The 17659-nt window shown below is 72.3% G+C and carries 15 protein-coding genes; 8 read left to right on the plus strand and 7 right to left on the minus strand.

Features of this window, described 5'->3' with window-relative positions; translation table 11 throughout:
- Positions 1-117 precede the first annotated feature (117 nt).
- From CBOVI_RS00345 to CBOVI_RS00360, 4 genes are all read right to left on the minus strand, one after another.
- On the minus strand, positions 118-1011 hold the full coding sequence (locus CBOVI_RS00345; protein ID WP_010264576.1) for a 3-hydroxyacyl-CoA dehydrogenase NAD-binding domain-containing protein: 894 nt from the start codon (positions 1009-1011) through the stop codon (positions 118-120).
- A 1-nt stretch (position 1012) separates the two neighbouring features.
- The gene (locus CBOVI_RS00350; RefSeq protein ID WP_010264572.1) at positions 1013-2239 is read right to left on the minus strand and encodes an acyl-CoA dehydrogenase family protein; all 1227 of its coding nucleotides are present in this window, start codon (positions 2237-2239) and stop codon (positions 1013-1015) included.
- 13 nt (positions 2240-2252) lie between these two features.
- A complete protein-coding gene (locus CBOVI_RS00355; protein WP_010264568.1) occupies positions 2253-3419 on the minus strand; it encodes an acyl-CoA dehydrogenase family protein in 1167 nt (388 codons plus the stop codon).
- A gap of 115 nt (positions 3420-3534) precedes the next feature.
- Positions 3535-4857 (minus strand): CaiB/BaiF CoA transferase family protein, encoded by a 1323-nt coding sequence (locus tag CBOVI_RS00360; RefSeq protein ID WP_010264565.1) that lies wholly within the window; start codon positions 4855-4857, stop codon positions 3535-3537.
- 411 nt (positions 4858-5268) lie between these two features.
- Here CBOVI_RS00360 and CBOVI_RS00365 point away from each other — a divergent pair, with 411 nt between their 5' ends.
- The 7 genes from CBOVI_RS00365 (at position 5269) to CBOVI_RS00395 (ending at position 12891) form a co-directional block, all read left to right on the plus strand.
- A complete protein-coding gene (locus tag CBOVI_RS00365) occupies positions 5269-6132 on the plus strand; it encodes a LysR family transcriptional regulator (protein WP_010264561.1) in 864 nt (287 codons plus the stop codon).
- A 284-nt stretch (positions 6133-6416) separates the two neighbouring features.
- A complete protein-coding gene (locus CBOVI_RS00370; protein ID WP_010264559.1) occupies positions 6417-7346 on the plus strand; it encodes a 3-hydroxyacyl-CoA dehydrogenase in 930 nt (309 codons plus the stop codon).
- Positions 7336-8661 (plus strand): M20 metallopeptidase family protein, encoded by a 1326-nt coding sequence (locus tag CBOVI_RS00375; RefSeq protein WP_010264556.1) that lies wholly within the window; start codon positions 7336-7338, stop codon positions 8659-8661. Before CBOVI_RS00370 ends, CBOVI_RS00375 begins: the two co-directional genes overlap by 11 nt.
- Before the next feature lie 340 nt (positions 8662-9001).
- Positions 9002-9952, plus strand: coding sequence for an amidohydrolase family protein (locus CBOVI_RS00380; protein WP_010264553.1), 951 nt, complete (start codon positions 9002-9004; stop codon positions 9950-9952).
- A 61-nt stretch (positions 9953-10013) separates the two neighbouring features.
- Entirely contained in the window at positions 10014-10667 is a 654-nt protein-coding gene (locus tag CBOVI_RS00385; protein ID WP_010264551.1) for a hydrolase, read from the plus strand.
- Positions 10668-10893: 226 nt separating this feature from the next.
- On the plus strand, positions 10894-11367 hold the full coding sequence (locus CBOVI_RS00390; protein ID WP_010264548.1) for a DoxX family protein: 474 nt from the start codon (positions 10894-10896) through the stop codon (positions 11365-11367).
- 321 nt (positions 11368-11688) lie between these two features.
- Entirely contained in the window at positions 11689-12891 is a 1203-nt protein-coding gene (locus tag CBOVI_RS00395) for an MFS transporter (RefSeq protein ID WP_232625749.1), read from the plus strand.
- Here the strand turns inward: CBOVI_RS00395 and CBOVI_RS00400 are convergent.
- Positions 12860-13987: a pirin family protein gene (locus tag CBOVI_RS00400; RefSeq protein WP_010264543.1), complete on the minus strand. Its 1128-nt coding sequence runs from the start codon at positions 13985-13987 to the stop codon at positions 12860-12862. The two genes, CBOVI_RS00395 and CBOVI_RS00400, sit on opposite strands and share 32 nt — an antisense overlap.
- A 139-nt stretch (positions 13988-14126) precedes the next feature.
- Here CBOVI_RS00400 and CBOVI_RS00405 point away from each other — a divergent pair, with 139 nt between their 5' ends.
- The gene (locus CBOVI_RS00405; protein ID WP_125175353.1) at positions 14127-14741 is read left to right on the plus strand and encodes a cysteine hydrolase family protein; all 615 of its coding nucleotides are present in this window, start codon (positions 14127-14129) and stop codon (positions 14739-14741) included.
- A gap of 296 nt (positions 14742-15037) precedes the next feature.
- On the opposite strand, the gene CBOVI_RS00410 is transcribed toward CBOVI_RS00405, so the two are convergent.
- Positions 15038-16771, minus strand: coding sequence for a hypothetical protein (locus tag CBOVI_RS00410; protein ID WP_010272404.1), 1734 nt, complete (start codon positions 16769-16771; stop codon positions 15038-15040).
- On the minus strand, positions 16768-17484 hold the full coding sequence (locus tag CBOVI_RS00415; RefSeq protein ID WP_010272406.1) for an ATP-binding cassette domain-containing protein: 717 nt from the start codon (positions 17482-17484) through the stop codon (positions 16768-16770). The genes CBOVI_RS00410 and CBOVI_RS00415 overlap by 4 nt, the downstream gene beginning before the upstream one ends.
- Positions 17485-17659 lie beyond the last annotated feature (175 nt).

Consider the following 17659-nt stretch of genomic DNA (forward strand, 5'->3'; position numbering starts at 1 on the left):
CGCCACACTCCAGCGTCCGCACCCCTCCATTGTGCCTGGCGTGGTCCGGCGGGACGGGGACGAGCGCAGTGCCGCCCGCACCGTTCCGCTCGCCCGCCCGCACGGCCCCGCCCCGGGTCAGCTGTCGACGGAGCGCAGCGCGGCGAGGACGGCCCGCGTCCGGGCGTCGCGCGCGGCGGTGAGCCGCCGGTAGCTCTCCTCGTCGGCGCCGTAGTCGGCCTCGATGGCGTCCACGACCTCACCCATGCGGGCGGGGTCGGGTGCACCGCTGTCGAAGTCCATCGCCGCGCCGACGTGCTCCAGCAGGTGACGGGCACCTGCGGGGCCGCCGCCGAGGCGCTGCCCCTCGAACGGGCCGATCGTCGCCCACCGCAGTCCGAGCGACGTGCGCACGATCTCGTCGAGCTCCGCCGGCCCGACCACGCCCTCCTGGACGAGGTACGCGGCCTGCTCGTTGAACACCCGCTGGAGCCGGTTGCCCACGAACCCGCGGATCTCCTTCCGCAGCGGCACGGGGTTCCGCCCGAGCGACCGGTACACCTCGACGGCCCGCGCGACCGCCGCGTCGGACGTCGCCGGGGAGGGGACGATCTCGACGAGCGGCATGAGCTCCGGCGGGTTGAAGGGGTGGCCGATGATGATGCGGGAGGCGGCGTCGTTCCCCTCGGCGATGTCCGACGGCAACAGTGACGAGGACGACGAGGCGAGGACCGTCCCCTCCGCGGTGGCCGCCGCGAGGGTGCGGAAGATCTCCTGCTTGATCTCGACGCGCTCGGGCCCGGCCTCCTGGACGAAGTCGACGCCCGCGCCGGCGGACGCGGCCTCGGCGGCGTCGGCGTACCCGGTCACGGAGCCGTCACCGGCGGTCGGCGCGTCGGGGAACGCCTCCGCGAGGATGTCCGCGAGGTCGTCGCGCGGGTCGGTGACCCGCACGGCCCACCCGGCCCCGGCGAAGAGCCGCGCCCAGGACAGGCCGATGACGCCCGCGCCGACGATGAGTGCAGTCGACATGTCAGGCCTCCTGTGCGAGCTCGTTGTGGAGCAGGGCGCTCGGCGCGGACTCCGGGGAGCCCGACGCGAGCACGCGCGACCGCGTCTCGAGGACGCCGCCGAACGCCTGCGTGACCGCCGTGAGACCGGCGGCGACGTGGCTGATGCGCGCCTCGTAGGTCATGCCGATGCCGCCGTGGAGCTGGACGGCCTCCTCGGCGATCTGCCGGGCCTGGCCGGCGACGAAGGCGAAGGCCTCGTCGGCGGTGGAGGTGAGCAGGTCGAGGGAGTCCCCGCCGTCACCGTCACCGGAGCCGTCACCGGAGGCGGTGCCGACGACGGGCCCGCCCGCGGTCTCGGCGACGGCCGTCGCCCACAGGGCCATCGAGCGGGTGAGCTCGACGTCGGAGTACATCTGCGCCGCCCGGTGGACGAGCACCTGGAACTTGTTGAGCGTCACGCGGAACTGTTTGCGCACCGTGAGGTACTCCGCGGTCATGGACAGCGCCGTCTCGGCGAGGCCCACGGCGTACGCGGTCTCCGCGATGCGGCCGAGGGCCGTCGCCCGCCGGAACGCGCGGAGCGCGGCGGCGGCCCGGTCGCCGGAACCGGAGCCGGAGCCGTCCCCGAGCCGCACGGCGGGCGTGCCGTCGAAGGTCACGAGAGCCGACCGGGTCCAGTCGGCGGCCCGGTGCACGTCGAGGGTGAGGCCGTCGGCCCCCGCCTCGACGAGGTACACACCGAAGTCCCCGTCCTCGACGGCGGTGACGAGGAAGGCCGAGGCCGCGTCCGCGACGGGCACGGCGGTCTTCGTCCCGTGGAGGGCGCCGTCGGTGACGGTGGTGGTGCGGTCCTGCATCCACGACCGGCCGGGCTCGGCGTGGGCGAGGGGCACGACGGCCTCCCCGCCGGCGATGCGCGGCAGCCACGTCGAGCGCTGCCCGTCGTCGCCGAGGTCACCGATCAGCCAGGACGCGACGTACGCGCCGTCGATGAGCGGTTCCGTCGCCGCGGCGGCGCCGGCGGCGCTCATGGCCGCGTACACCTCCGCGACTCCGGCGCCGGCGCCGTCGTACTCCTCCGGGACGGTGAGCCCGGTGAGCCCGAGTTGGGCCACCGCGGCCCACACGTCGGTGCGCAGGGCGAGTCCGTCCTCCGGGGCGTGGCCGGGGTCGCCGGCCGCCCTGCCGAAGACGTCCTTGGCCGTCTCCGCGAGCATTGTCTGTTCGTCGTTCAGTCCGAGGTCCATGGTGGGTCCTTCCTCACAGTCCGAGAATGGTCTTGGCGATGACACCGGTCTGGATCTCGTTGGTGCCGCCGAAGATGGAGAGTTTGCGCATGTTGAGGTACTCGGCGACGGGGTCGCCGTCGTCGGGGCCGCCGGTCGCGGGGGTGCCGGTGATGATCGCGGCGTCGCTGCCGAGGGCCTCGGCCTCGAGCTCGATGAGCTCCTGGAGCAGCCGGGTGCCCTCGAGCTTGAGCAGGGACGACGCCGGGCTGGGCTTGCCGTCCTGGCTGGCCGCGGTGACGCGGAGCTGGGTCGCCTCGAGGGCGGTGATGCGGAGCTTCGCGCGGAGCAGCCGGTCGCGGAAGGACGGGTCCTCGATGACGGGGTGCCCGTTGACGGTCCGCTCGCGGGCGACGGTCACGAGGTGCTCGTACTTGCGCTGGTTGGAGCCGACCTGGGCGATGCCGTTGCGCTCGTTGCCGAGGAGGAACTTCGCGTAGGTCCAGCCGGCGTTCTCCTCGCCGACGAGGTTCTCGGCGGGGATGTGCACGTCGGTGAAGAAGAACTCGTTGACCTCGACGGAGCCGTCGATGAGCCGGATCGGGCGGTGCTCGATGCCGGGGGTGTCGAGGTCGACGAGGAGGAAGGAGATGCCCTTCTGCGGCTTGTCGGCCTTCGGGTCGGTCCGGGCGAGGAGGAACATCCACTCGCCGTACTGGCCGAGGGTGGTCCACGTCTTCTGCCCGTTGACGACGTAGTGGTCGCCGTCGCGCACGGCGGTGGTCTTGAGCGAGGCGAGGTCGGAGCCGGCCTCGGGCTCGGAGAAGCCCTGGGACCACCAGATGTCGAGGTTGGCGGTCTTCGCGAGGAAGCGTTCCTTGAGCTCGTCGCTGCCGAACTCGGCGATGATCGGCCCGACCATGCTCGTGTTGAACGCGAGGGGCTGGGGGATGCCGGAGCGCTGCAGTTCGGAGGTGAAGATGTGGTGCTGGAGCTCGGTCCAGTCCTGACCGCCCCACGCGACGGGCCAGTGGGGGACGGCCACGCCGTGCCGGTTGAGGATGCGCTGGGTGGTGATGATGTCGTCGCGGGTGGTCTGCCCGGCGCGGGAGCGGGCGCGGACGTCGTCCGGCACCTCCCGGAAGATCGAGCGCAGGTCGTCGCGGAACTGCACCTCTTCGTCTGTGAGTTCGAGGTTCATCGTGGTCTCCTTGGTGTTGTGGGGGGTGGGGTCCCGGGTGGGGGTCGACGCCGCCCGCCGCGGCCGGTCGCCGGTGGTGCCGGTGGTCGGTGGGGGTCGACGCCGCCCGCCGCGGTCAGTCGCCCGGGGTGCCGGTGGTGCCGGTGGTGCCGGTGCCGCCGGATGCCGCGACGGCGGCGAGGACCTCGTCGGTCGAGGCGCCCGCCGGCTCGGGGAGGCGGCGGATGTTCACGGGGGTGCGGGACATGCCGATGGGGTTGGCCACCGTGCGCATCCGCCCCTCGGTGGGGTGGTCGACCTCGGGCATGAGGTCCATCTCGCGGACGTACGGGGAGTCGGGCAGCCCGTCGATGTCGCGGACGACGGCGTACGGGAAGTCGTTGTCCTGCAGGTACGTCTCCCACTCGTCGAGGGTGAGGCGGGTCGACGTGGCGAGGATCCGGTCCATGCCCCGGGTGAAGGCCGCGGAGTCGATGCGGTCGCCGTCCCAGCACGGGTCGTCGGCGAGTTCGTCGCCGGTGGCGGTGAGGAGGAGCTTGATGTCGGCGTAGGTGTAGGGCACGGCGGCGACGGCCTCGCCGTCGGCGGTCTCGAACGCGGAGTGGATCCGGTTGAGGCTGAGGGGGTTGCCGATCTCCGTGTCCTGGGCCGGGCTGAAGACCTGGCCGGAGAGGTGTTCGACGGAGTTCATGTGGATCATGACGTCGGCCATGGGGATCTCGACGTGCTGGCCGAGGCCGGTGGCGCGCCGCTCGTAGAGGGCGGACACGACGCCGAGGGCGAGCCACAGCGAGGAGGTCTTGTCCGCGATGAACGTCGGCATGTACGTGAGGGAGCCGACGGAGCGGCGCTGGAGGTCGACGTCGCCGGTCTCCGCCTGGATGACCTCGTCGTACGCGGGCCGGTTCGCGGAGGCGGAGCGCTGGTTGAAGCCCTGCCCGTGGGCGTAGACGAGCCCGGGGAACCGGTCCTTGATCTGCTCGTACCCGATGCCGAGGCGGGTGAGTGCCCGGCCGCGCATGTTCGTCACGAAGACGTCCGCGGACTCCAGGAGGTCCATGAGGTGGGCGAGGTCGTCCTCCTTCTTGAGGTTGAGGGCGACGCTGCGCTTGTTCCGGTTGACCTGGAGGTAGAGGGGTCCCATCCCCGGGTGCCGGCCGACGTTCGCCGGGGAGAACCGGGCGGTGTCGAACGGCGGTTCGATGCGGATGACGTCCGCGCCGAGGTCGCCGAGGACCTGGGTGGCGAAGGGGGCCATGACGACCGTGGAGAGGTCGACGACCGTCACCCCGGCGAGGGGGCCGGTGGGGTCGCCGCCGAGGGCGAGCTGCGCGGAGCCGAATCCCGCCGGGGTCGCCGGCGTGTCCGTGGTGGCCCGGTGTCCGGGTGTGCGTTCGGAGGGGGTGCCCTCCGCGTCCGAAGTCTCACTGCTGTTCATCTGTCGAGCCTGATCCTCACTGTCGGTGTCGGGTGGGTACCTGGCCGACTGTAGGCCGCATTGAGATCGTGAATTGCCTTTCGTTCTTGATACTTTTGTCATACAGTCTTTCGCTGGCGTGGATGCGGGGACGGAAAGTCGGGGCGTCGCCCGGGGTGGAGTCCGGGGCACTGTTTTTCGCCCGCGAGGATTCAGTGTTCACGAAATACGGATACCGCGGGATTGGTGACGGCAGCACGAAACCCGGTGCCGCGGGATTTCCGGGGGAGGCCCGAAAACCCGGTGACGCGGGATTTTCCTCCCTGGCACCCCGGGGTGTTTCGGCGCCGGCGGTCGGCGGAGTAGGCTGACCCGGCCTGGACAACTGTGATCGGGACGGCTGAGTGCGGCCGGGGACGGCGGAGAGCAAACGTGGTCGACATTCCTCACCTGCGGTGTTTCATCGCGGCGTACGACGAACTCAGCTTCACCCGGGCCGCGGCGTCGCTCTACGTCTCCACCTCCGCCCTCAGCCAGCGCATCAAGGCCCTCGAACGGCACCTCGACCGCGTGCTCTTCGACCGGTCGACGCACGTCATCCGCCCGACGACCGAGGCCCGGCGGCTCTACCCGGAGGCGCTGCAGATCGTCCAGTCCTTCGCCCGGCTCCCGGAGGTCGTCCGGGACCCGGGGACGGGGACGCGGGTGCGCATCGCGGTGCCGGACGTCGTCGGACGGGGGACGCGGGAGCGCCTCGACCGGCTGACCGCCGGGCCGGACCCGCGCGTGGCCGTAAAGTTCATCCAGATGGCCTCCCTGGAGATGGAGGGTGCGCTGCTGGAGCGCAGCGTCGACCTCGCCCTCGGCCGGGTCCCCGCGGTGAACCCCGGGGTGGTGGAGGAGTGGTGCACGGAGGAGGTGCTCGTCATCATCGCCGACGCGGAGGCGCTGCCCGGTGACGGGCCGGTGAGCCTCGCCGACCTGGAGGGGTTCACGCTGGTCGGCGGGCCGAAACACTGGCGGTTGTGGCGGGACACGGACTACCGGCGGCTGCGCCGGGCGGGGATCACCCTCGACACGGGGCTGCCGCAGCTCGACGTCGGCGGGATGATGATCCACCTCCGGCACCACCGGCGGTTCTCCGTCGTGCCGGAGGACTCGGACATCGTCTGCGCGGTCGACCGGGACGTGTTCGTCGTCCGGCCGTTCCCCGGCGTGACCGGGGAGATGCGCGTCCTGCGGCGGCGGGAGGACGACTGGGTGCGCCCCGTCGCCCGCGCCCTCGGCGCCCCCTGACGCCGCGCCCGCCGCCCGCCCCCTTACGCCGCGCCGCCCGTCCCCGGCCCGCGACTTTTCCACCGGGTGACCCCGACTTTCCCCCCGGTGCCTCACCGACTTTTCCCGTCCGTTGTCCCCGGCGTGGGACGGCGTCGTCCCCGTGCCCGGAACTCCCCGCCCGACTTTTTCCCGCGCGGCGGTGTATGACGGTAACTGCCACCGACATTTCGTCGTCCGCACCACACACGCCGGGACCGTCGTCGTCGACGGTTCACGGACAGCACGGGAAAGCAGGGTATTTCATGGCAGACACCACAACTATTTCCTCCGTCACCGTTCTCGGTGCCGGGGTCCTCGGCGCGCAGATCGCCTTCCAGGCCGCCTACGCGGGTTTCGACGTCGTGAGTTACGACATCAACGACGACGCCCTCGCCGCGGCCCGCGACCGCTTCGACCGGACCGAGGGCTACTACCGCCGCGAGGTCGACGGTGCGGACGACTCGACCCTCGCCGCCGCCCGCGACCGCCTCACCCAGAGCGCGGACCTCGCCGCGGCCGTCTCCGCCGCGGACCTCGTCATCGAGGCCGTCCCGGAGACCCTCGACCTCAAGCGCGAGGTGTGGGGGTCCGTCGGGGACGCCGCCCCGGAGGGTGCGGTCTTCACGACGAACACCTCCACCCTCCGGCCGAGCGACTTCGCCGGGGCCTCCGGGCGGGAGGAGCGCTTCCTCGCCCTCCACTTCGCCAACCACATCTGGGTGAACCGCACCGCCGAGGTCATGCCGACCCCCGCGACGGACGGCGGGGTCTTCGACACCGTCGTGCAGTTCGCCCGGGACATGGGCATGGAGCCGGTGGTGCTCAAGAAGGAGCAGCCGGGCTACGTGCTGAACTCCCTGCTCGTCCCGTTCCTTGAGGCCGGTCAGCGGCTGTGGGCGGACGACGTCGCGGACCCGCACGAGATCGACCGGGACTGGCGGATGTCCACCGGCTCGCCGATGGGCCCGTTCCAGGGCATGGACGTCATCGGCCTGCGTACGGTCCACCAGATCGCGGAGGAGCACGCGGACGAGACGGGCGACGACCTGCTGCGGGAGGCCGCCCGCCGGCTGCAGGAGGAGTACCTCGACCAGGGCCTCACGGGCCAGGAGTCCGGACAGGGCTTCTACCGCTACACCGACGACGGGTCGGTCGCCACCGACCCGGGGACAGGAACCTCCGATGAGCACTGACACGGATCTCACCGACCGGATCGACGCCGCCGCCCGGGACGTCGAGGATGACGTCATCGAGTGGCGGCACCACATCCACAGCCACCCCGAGCTGTCGAACCGGGAGGAGGGGACGGCGTCGTTCATCGTCGACCGGCTCCGGGACTTCGGGTACGACGACGTGACGACGGACATCGCCGGCCACGGCGTCGCGGCGGTCCTCCACGGCGGCGCGGAGCCGGACGACGGCCACCGCCGGACGGTGCTGCTCCGCGCGGACATCGACGCGCTGCCGGTGCGGGAGGAGACCGACGAGGACTTCGCCTCCGACGTCGTCGACGAGGACTACCCGGGCGGCCCGTTCCCGGTGGCCCACGCCTGCGGGCACGACTGCCACACCGCGATGCTCTTCGGCGCCGCGAAGGTCCTCCGCGAGGTCGCGGACGACCTGCAGGGCGACGTCGTCCTCGTCTTCCAGCCGGCGGAGGAGGGGCCGCCGGTGGACGAGGACGGCGGGGCCCGGCCGATGCTCGCGGCGTTGGAGGACGACGTGCTCGCGGACCTCGACGCGGCCCCGACGATGGCGTTCGGGATGCACGTCGCCCCCGGCCCGTCGGGCTGGATCTGCTACGCGCGGGACGTGCAGAACGCGTCGTCGGAGCTGGTGAAGATCACCGTCACGGGCGAGCAGGTCCACGGGTCCCAGCCGTGGTCGGGCCGCGACCCGATGCCCCCGGCGGCGGAGATCCTCACCGCGATGGGGCAGGTCTACCGGCGGATCGACGCCCAGGACGCCGTGACGGTGAGCATCGGCCACATCGAGGACGAGGGCCGGTTCAACATCGTCGGGGAGTCCGTCACGATGTGGGGCACGGTCCGGTGCCTCGCGGACGGTGTCATGGACCGGGTCAACGAGATCATCGAGCAGACGGTGACCCACATCCCCGAGGCCTACGGGTGCTCGGGGGAGGTGGAGTTCCTCCAGCAGGTGCCGCCGGTGGTCAACGACGGGGGGTGGATCGACGCGGTCCTCCCCACGTTGGAGCGTGTCGCCGGGGAGGACGGGCACGTCGTCGAGGTCCCGGCGTCGATGGGGTACGACGACGTCTCCGAGTTCATCAACGCGTACGGCGGGGTGTACGCCCTGCTCGGCGTGCAGGACGTGACGGTGGACGAGGACGGGGAGCCGGTGCCGGAGGACGGCGGCCGGGGCCTCGTGCCGAACCACAGCCCGCGGTTCTACGCGAACGACGACGCGCTGGTCACGGGCGTGCGGATGCACGCGCACGTGGCGCTGGACCACCTCCGGGGTGCGCTGGAGCCGGAGGACGACTGACGGCGGAGGGGGCCGTCGTCCCCCGGGACGGTGACCCCGCGACCGTGACCGGCCCGGTGACCGGCCCTGCGAGCTGCACCGCGACCGGCCCGGTGACCTGCACCGCGACCGGCCCGGTGACCTGCACCGCGACCGGGACCGTGACCTGCACCGCGACCGGTGCCGGCGCGGCGGTCCACCACAAACGGGGGCAGCGGGGGACGCGGGGTGGCGGAGCCGGCGGTTCTGCGTAACATGGTGACGTGTCAACTACTTGGTTGACATGTCACGCCGCCGGGGCCCGGGCCCTCCTGACGGGGACGACCATGTCGACACGACGAACAGGAAAGGCAGAGCACTCATGAACATCGACGTTCACGCCCACTACTGGACAGACAGCTACCTCGACCGCATCCAGGCACTCGGGAAGGACGACACCGACACGCAGCGCGGCATGGGCGCCGGCGACGGGAAGGAACTGCAGGACCGCCGGGAGCTCATGGACCGCTCCGGGGTCGACCTCCAGATCCTCTCCGCCGCGCCGCAGATGCCGTACAGCGACACCGACCGGGACGGTGCCGTCGAGGCCGCCCGCTTCGTCAACGACCAGTACGCGGAGCTCGTCAAGGAGTACCCGGACCGGTTCCGCGCGTTCGTCGCGCTGCCGATGCCGCACATCGAGGAGTCCCTCGCCGAGCTCGCCCGCGGGCTCGACGAGCTCGGCTTCCTCGGCGTCGTCTTCAACACGACGATCAACGGCCGGCCGCTCGTCGACCCGGAGTTCGCGCCGATCTTCGAGGAGCTCAACCGCCGCAAGGCCGTCGTCTACATCCACCCGGCCGGCAACTCCGTCGACACCCCGCTCATCCGGGACCACCACATGACGTGGATGGTCGGCGCGCCGATGGAGGACACGGTGTCCATCATGCAGCTCATCACCGAGGGCTTCCCCACGAAGTACCCGGACATCACCTTCATCAACTCCCACCTCGGCGGGGCGCTGCCCATGCTCCTGCAGCGGGCGGACAACCAGGTCGGCTGGGAGGCGCCGGACACCCCGGAGAAGCCGTCCGAGGCCGCGCGCCGGATGTACTTCGACTCCGTCGGCCACGGGCACGTGCCCGCGATCCGCGCGGCGGTCGACTCGTTCGGCGCGGACCGCATCCTCCTCGGCACGGACTTCCCGTACGAGGCCGGGGACATCTTCACCCGGGCCGTCGAGTACATCCCGGAGGGGCTCGACGAGAAGGACGCGACGGCGGTGCTCTCCGGCAACGCCGCGCGGCTCTTCCCGTCCCTCGCGGACAAGTGAGCCGGCTCCACCGCACCACCGACCACCACAGGTCACCACCGACACCGAAGGAGACACCACCATGACCGCACCCGACCTCAAGGACAGCGAGCTCACCTCCCTCATCGCGAAGGAGGACGCCGTCCTCCTCCTCGTCGACCACCAGCCGCAGATGGTCTTCGGCGCGCGGAGCGCCACGGACCCGCAGGCGCTCATCAACAACGTCGTCGCCCTCGCGAAGCTCGGCAAGCTCTTCGAGATCCCGACGATCCTCACCTCCATCGCCGCGGAGACCTTCGGCGGGCACCTCGCGCACCAGCTCACCGACGTCCTCCCGGACCACGACGTCATCGACCGGTCGTTCATCAACGCCTGGCAGGACGGCCGCATCCGGGACGCCGTCGAGGCCACGGGCCGCCGCAAGCTCATCATCGCGGGCCTGTGGACGGAGGTGTGCCTCACCCTGCCGGCCCTCTCGGCGAAAGAGCAGGGCTACGACGTCTACGCCGTCGTCGACGCCTCGGCGGGCTCCTCGCAGGCCGCGCACGACGCCGCCATCCAGCGGCTCATCATGAACGGTGTCACCCCCGTCTCCACGGCGCAGCTGCTCTCCGAGTTCCAGCGGGACTGGGCGCGGGAGGACACCTACGGGCCGGTCAACGAGATCGTCCGGGACCACATGGGTGCCTGGGGACAGGGCGTCGACTTCGTCGCCCAGTTCTCCGGGCAGCACTGACCCGGACCCCGGACGCGGCCCTGACCGGGGCCCGGGACGGCACCGGCCCGGGCACCCTGACGGGCGTTCGCCCGGACGCGCCGCACGCCGGGCCGGGTATCCTGGACGGTGTGCGGCCACGGCCGGACGACCGCCGCCCCGCGGCGACGGGTGGTGGCAGAGAACACCTGATACACGACGATCACGACACCAGACGAGATCACGACACCAGACGAAAGGACGGGCTATGTTCTGCTCGAAGAACGCGAAGACCACGAAGACCTCCACGGACGCGAAGGCGAAGGGTGAGGGCAAGGACGACGGCGCCTCGACGGGCTCGAACTCCGTCGCCCGCCTCGGCCGCCTCGCGCTGAGCCCGATCTTCCTCGTCGGCGGCCAGAGCGCCTTCTCGAACGCGAAGGCGATGGCGCCGATGATCGAGCAGAAGGCCAAGCAGGTCGGCCTGTCGAACCTGCCCGTCCCGGCGGAGACGCTCATCAAGGTCAACGGCGCGGGCATGATGGTGCTCGGCACGGCCCTCGGCCTCGGCATCGCGAAGAAGCCGGCCGCGCTGGGCCTCGTCCTGTCCCTCATCCCGACGACGCTCGCCGGCCACGCCTTCTGGGAGGAGGAGTCCGAGGGCGACAAGAAGGGCCAGCTCATCCACTTCCTCAAGAACACCGGGCTCATCGGCGGCCTGCTCGCCGTCGCGTCCCGCTGATCCACCCGCCCCGGGGTCACCCCGGGGCACCCCGGGACCGGGACGGCACCTCCGACCCGGGCCCGCGCGGCGGTCGCCGTCGTCCCCCGGACCGGGGGCGGACCACCCCGCGAACCCACGACCACGACACCCACGCGCGACCTCACGCGGCGCGACCACGCACGACCTCACGCGGCCACGCGCGGCACGACCACGCACGACCTCACGCGGCCACGCGCGGCACGACCACGCACGACCTCACCACCAGGCACGGGGGCACCGGCAGGGGACCGGCGTCCGGGGGACCGCGTGCCGTCCAGCTCAGACACACCGGGATCCTCCATGACCACTGACGCCACACCCGCCTCCCCCGCGCCCCGCCACGGCTCGATGTTCAGCCTGGCCCTCGCCGTGTACATCTTCACCGTCGTCATGGTGGGGACGACGATGCCCACGCCCCTGTACCCCACCTTCTCCGCGAAGTTCGGCTTCGGGGCGTCGCAGACGACGCTCCTGTTCGCCGTGTACGCCGTGGGCGTCGTCGTGGCGCTCATCCTCCTCGGCCGGCTGTCCACCCGCGTCGGCCGGAAGCCGATGATCCTCGCCGGCATCGTCCTCTCCCTCGCCTCCGCGGCGGTGTTCATGATCGGCTCGGAGGTGTGGCTGCTGTACATCGGCCGGGTGCTCTCCGGGCTCGCGGCGGGCATCCTCACCTCGACGGGCACCGTGACCGTCATCGAGAACGCCCCGCGCGGCCGGGAGTCCCTGGCGACGGTCCTCGCGACGGCGGCGAACATCGGCGGCCTGGGCCTCGGCATCCTCATGTCCGGCCTCGTCGCGCAGTGGGCGCCGGGGCCGCTGTTCACGCCGTTCGCCGTGCACGCGGTGCTGCTCGTCCTCGCGGGTCTCGGGCTGGCGGGGGTCGTCGACCGGGTGCGGCGGGACAGCAGCGGGCCGATCATCCAGCTGCCCGGTGTCCCGCCGGAGGCCCGGCACATCTACGGGGTCTCCGCCATCGGCGCGGTCGTGGGGTTCACGACGAGCGGCCTGTTCTCCGCGGTCGTCCCCGGCTTCGTGAAGGGGCCGATCGGCATCTCGTCACCGGCCGTCATCGGCGTGACCGTGTGCCTGTTCTTCCTGTCGTCCGCGGCGGCGCAGATCATCCTCAGCCACTACTCGGACCGGTCGCTCGTGACGGTCGGGTCGGTCGCGTCGATCGTCGGGCTCGTGCTGCTCATCGTGGCCCTCGTGACGACGAACGTCGTCGCCCTCGTGCTGTCGTCCCTCGTGGCGGGCGCCGGGCAGGGGCTGACGTTCACCGCCGGGATGCGGGCGGTGACCGCGGCGACGCCGCTGGAACACCGGACGTCGGTCGTCGCGGCGTACTTCGTCGTCGCCTACGTGGCGATCTCGGTGCCGCCGGTGCTCGCGGGGATCCTCACCGGGCCGATGGGGGTCGTCGGGTCGACGCTGCTCTTCGCCGTGGTGCTCATCGCGTTGACCCTGTTCGGCCTCACTCGGCGCCGCGAGTTCGAGGGCGTCTGAGCGCCTCGCCGCGCAGCGCGACCGTCTCCGTCCGCGACCCCGGTTCCGGCTCGTCCGGGCGGGCCTGCGGGGCGGGGTTCCGCCGGGGCCGCAGCACCGTGTCCGGCAGCGTGGGGGCCGGCAGCCACGACAACCCGTCGGCGTTCCGGTCCGGCCCGCCGAGGCCGACGTAGCCGTCGACCGTCCCGAACCGGTCCGTGCGGGCCTGCCACTCCTCCCGGAACGTGCGGATCTCCTCCCCGGTGCGGCCGACGAAGTTCCACCACATGATGATCTCCTCGTCGAACGGTTCCCCGCCGAGGAGCAGCATCCGCGCCGGGTCGGTGCCCCGGTTGGCGAGGTGCAGCCGGCTGGCGCCGACGCCCGTGTACCCGACGGCCGCGCGGGGGACGGTCACGCCCTCCACGGTGACGTCGCCGGCGTCGACGAGGACACCGTGCTCGAACGTGGCGTCGACCTCGAGAACCGCCTCCGCACCCGGGTCGAGCCTGATCTCCGCCCCGAGCAACGGCGTGTGCGTCGCCACGGGGCTGGTCTCACCGACGAGCGAGCCGAGGAACACGAGCACCGACCCGCCCGGGATCTGCACCGGGTCCGGCGCATGGTGCTCGAACACGCGGCCCGTCGTCGACCGCACCCGGTCCGGCAGGGCGACCCACAGCTGCACCCCGTGGAGGCGGGTCGTCCCCGGCGTGGACGTCTCCGAGTGGCAGATGCCCGCCCCCGAGGTCATGAGGTTCACCTCGCCGGGGCGGACCGTCCCGCGGTGGCCGCCGGAGTCGATGTGCGTGATCTCCCCCTCGAACAGCCAGCTCACCGTCTGCAGGCCCGTGTGCGGGTGCGGGGCGACGTCCATCCCCCGCGACGCGCGCACGTCGTCCGGGCCGTAGTGGTCGGCGAAGCACCACGCGCCGATGAGGGAGCGGCGGCGCTGGGGGAGGGTCCGGCGGACGGTCATCGCCCGGGGGCCGCCGAGGGGGACCTCGCGGGGGGTGATGATCTCGACGGGCACCTCCCCGGGGCAGGCCGCCGAGGCGTCCGGGGCCCCTCCGGGGGCGCACACGATGTCGTCGGGCTGCGGGTCGGGGTTGCTCATGCGGGAAATTCTACGTGGGTCGGCGCGGGGCGGCTCCGCTGGTGGAGTGCGCGCGGGCGGCGCGGGGCGTGCGCGGGGCGTGCGCGCGGGCGGCGGCTCCGCTGGTGGAGTGCGCGCGGCCGCCGGTACCGTGGAGGGCATGACTGTGACGCAGATCGACAGCGCCGGCACCACCGGCGCCGGCACCACCGAGACCACCACCACCGATGCCGGCCGCGCCGGCGTGACGGCGCTCCTCGCCGTCGACATGCAGCGCGGCATCCTCGCCGCCGCCCCCGACGAGGACCGCGGGCGGATCGTCGCGGCGACCGCCGCCCTCGCCGACCGCTTCCACGAGTTGGGCCTCCCCGTCATCTGGGGCCGCGCCCACGGCCTGCCCGCCGGCCGGACCGACATGCCGCTGCCGCAGGGCGAGCCGCCGGCCGACTTCGCGGAGCCCGGGGACGGGCTGCCGGTCGCGGAGGGGGATCCCGTCGTCACCAAGACCGCGACCAGCGCCTTCACCGACCCTGAGCTGCGGCGGATCCTCGACGAGCGCGGGGTGACGCAGCTGGTGGTGACGGGCCTCGCCACCGGGATGGGCGTGGAGTCCACGGTCCGTGCCGCGTACGACGCAGGCCTCTCCGTCGTCGTGGCCACCGACGCCGTCACCGACCCGGTGGCGGAGCGGCACCGCGCGTGCCTGGAGCTGACGCTGCCGGGTGTCGCGGAGCTCGGCACGAGCGCGGACATCCTCGCGCTGCTCGCCGACTGACGCCGGCGCGGGGGCGAGCGTGCGCGTGCGATCCGCGCACGTCACGCGTCATTCCCGCGCCCCGCGGCGGCGGGCGGTGGGGTGGTGTGGGCTACTGGCAGCGCGGGGTCAAAAACGGGGCGGAAATTGACTTGGCGCTGCCAGTTGCTGACAGTGAGGCGCGCCGCGCGACCTGGCGCTGCCAGTTGCTGACAGCGAGGCGCGCCGCGTGACCTGCAGCTGCCAGTGGCGGACGTGCGCGTGCAGTTCCGCGCGGTGGTGCGCCCCGTGCGCCCCGCGCGACCCGGCGCCGGCACCTAACCGGTGCCGAGCCGGTAGCACTCCCGGGCCTTCCGCAGTGACTCCCTGACCACGTCGGGGTCCACGGACGAGCCGGGTTCCGGGTACGGGTCCAGCGCGTCGGACGCCATGGGGAGGCTGATCTGGTCGGGCGTCGCGGTGCTGATGTCGCGCGGCCTGCACGCCCCGGAGAGGCTGTCGGTGAGGTCGTCGCGGATCGTCGACGGCGACACGCCTCCCGGCGCCCGGACGCCACGCAGTCCCGCCAACCCCACGGCGGGGGCACCGTCGACCCGGGGGCCGGCCGAGGCGCTGTCGACGACCTTCACGACGTCCGGCAGCTCGTCCCGGAACCCGGACCGCGCGTACACCTCGCGCACCGCGGCGGCGACGGAGGGCAGGTAGGCGCGGTCCCGGGGCTGCGCGCACACCGTGGGGGCGACGCCGTCGCAGACCGCGGTCGCGTCGCCGCCCCACGGCCGGATGTCCTGCTGCCGGATCATGCCGAACACCGGGACGACGAGGATGAACGTGACGATCAACGCGAGCGGGGGAACCCAGATCCGGCGCAGGTGGAACCCCACGATCGTCCCGACGGCCGCACCCGCGGTCACGAGGAGGATCGACGCCACCACGTTCGCGGTGCTGCCGGCCAGGTCGGAGCCGACGGCGGCCCACCGCACCCCGTCCGCGCGTTCCCCGGCGACGCACACGACCGCCAGGACGGCGACGGCCACGACGGCCGTCACGGAGACCGCACGGCAGACCGTCCCCACGGCGGAGCGGAGCACCGCCGGCCGGCCCCTGTCGCTCAGGGTCTCCCACACGGCGACGGAGCTCCGCCACCGGTACTGGCCTGCGACCACTCCGCAGGCGCAGGCCACGGGGGCGGCGAACAGCGTCGTCAACGGGACGTAACTCGCGAGGAGCAGGCGGATGCTCCCACCCCAGTACCCCACCGAGACGACCGGGGTCCACCACAGGGCGACGGCGACGGCCGCAGCGACGACGGGGAGGACCATGGCCCGGCGGACACCGGCGGAGAGGCGTCGCCGGGAGGAGGGGCGGGTGCCGGGCAGGGTGATGCGCCGGGAGGAGGGGCGGGTGCCGGGGAGGGGTCCGCGTCGGCCCCCGACCCGTGCGACGGTGAGCCGACCGGGGACGACGACGCCCGCGACGTACACGGCCGCACCGGCGACGAACACCGCGAGACACAACGGCCAGCTGAGGTCGAGGGCACCGCCGGTCGTGTGCACCGGCCCGGGCATGCGCAGCGCCCCCCACAGGGTCATCGCGGTCCCCGGCTCGGCGGGCACGGAGAACGCCATCGACGCGATGCCGAGCACGGTGGGCGTCACCCAGATCATCCAGCGGGGGAGGAACGCCAGGGAGAGCAGTCCCGCGCCGATGAGCCCGAGGCAGTTGCGCAGCATCGCCGCCGCCCCGGAGTCCCACATGTTCCCGGGGTAGAACACCGCGGAGGCGACGCCGGCGGACAGCGCGGCCACGGCGACGAGCGCCGCCCGGCGTCGCCGGACCGGGCGGACGGAGAGGCGGTCCCAGTCGTCCTCGACGGTGAACAGGAACAGGACCGGGACGGACAGGGTCATGGCCAGCCACAGGGAGCGGATCGGCAGCGTCGTCCCCTCCTCCATCGGGAGTGCCGCGACGAGGAGCGCGACGATGAGCGTCGCGAGGAACGCCGAGGCGACGGCCTGCGGTGCCCGGACGTGTCGGAGCCAGAGGATCATGACCCGACCATCGCCAGGTAGCGCCTCTCGAAGTCGGCGAGGTCACCGTCCCGGGCGAAGTCACGGCGTGGACAGTGGGTGACGACCGTCCCGGCCTTCATGACGGTGACGGTGTCTGCGACGGTGAGGATGTCCTCCACGATGTGGGTGGAGACGACGACGACCGCGCGTGTGGCGATCTGCGCCGTGATGTCGCGGAGACTCTCCCGTTGGCTCACATCGAGGCCGGCGGACGGTTCGTCGAGAATGACCAGGTCCGGGTCGCCGATGATCGCCGACCCCACGCCGACCCTCCGGCGCATTCCCCCCGAGAGTGCGCCGATCCTCGTGTCCCGTTCAGCCGTGAGGTTGATGCTGTCCAGTGCTCTGTCGACCTCGGCGGGGGCCTTGTCCTCCGGGATCTTTCTGAGCCAGCACATGTAGGACAGGTGTTCGGCGACGGTGAGGCGGGACCTCCGCATGGTGTCCTGGGGGAGGTACCCGAGTCTCCTGCGGAGGAGGGGGACGTCCCCGTCGGGCCACACCGCCTCCCCGAGGGAGATTGTTCCCGACGACGGTTTCTGCAACGTCGCCATCGTCCGCAGGAGCGTGGTCTTCCCCGCCCCGTTCTGGCCCATCAGCGCGTGCAGACCGGGCCCCAGGGTGAGCGACACCGAGTCGACGACGGTCCTCCGGCCGTATCTCACCGATACCTGGTCTGCGACGAGGGTCATGTGACGGGTGCCTTCCGGGTCGGGGAACTGTGCTGGGCGCCGGTGTCACCGCTGGCGTTCGCCGGAGGCGCAGGGTGACGTGGCGGAGGAGTCACAGGCCTGGAACATATTCCATACGCGCGATAAGCAGTAGGTACAGCGAATAAATACCCCAATGTCGGGGTGGTGCTGCGTG

Source organism: Corynebacterium bovis DSM 20582 = CIP 54.80 (assembly GCF_030408615.1).
GTDB classification, from domain to species: domain Bacteria; phylum Actinomycetota; class Actinomycetes; order Mycobacteriales; family Mycobacteriaceae; genus Corynebacterium; species Corynebacterium bovis.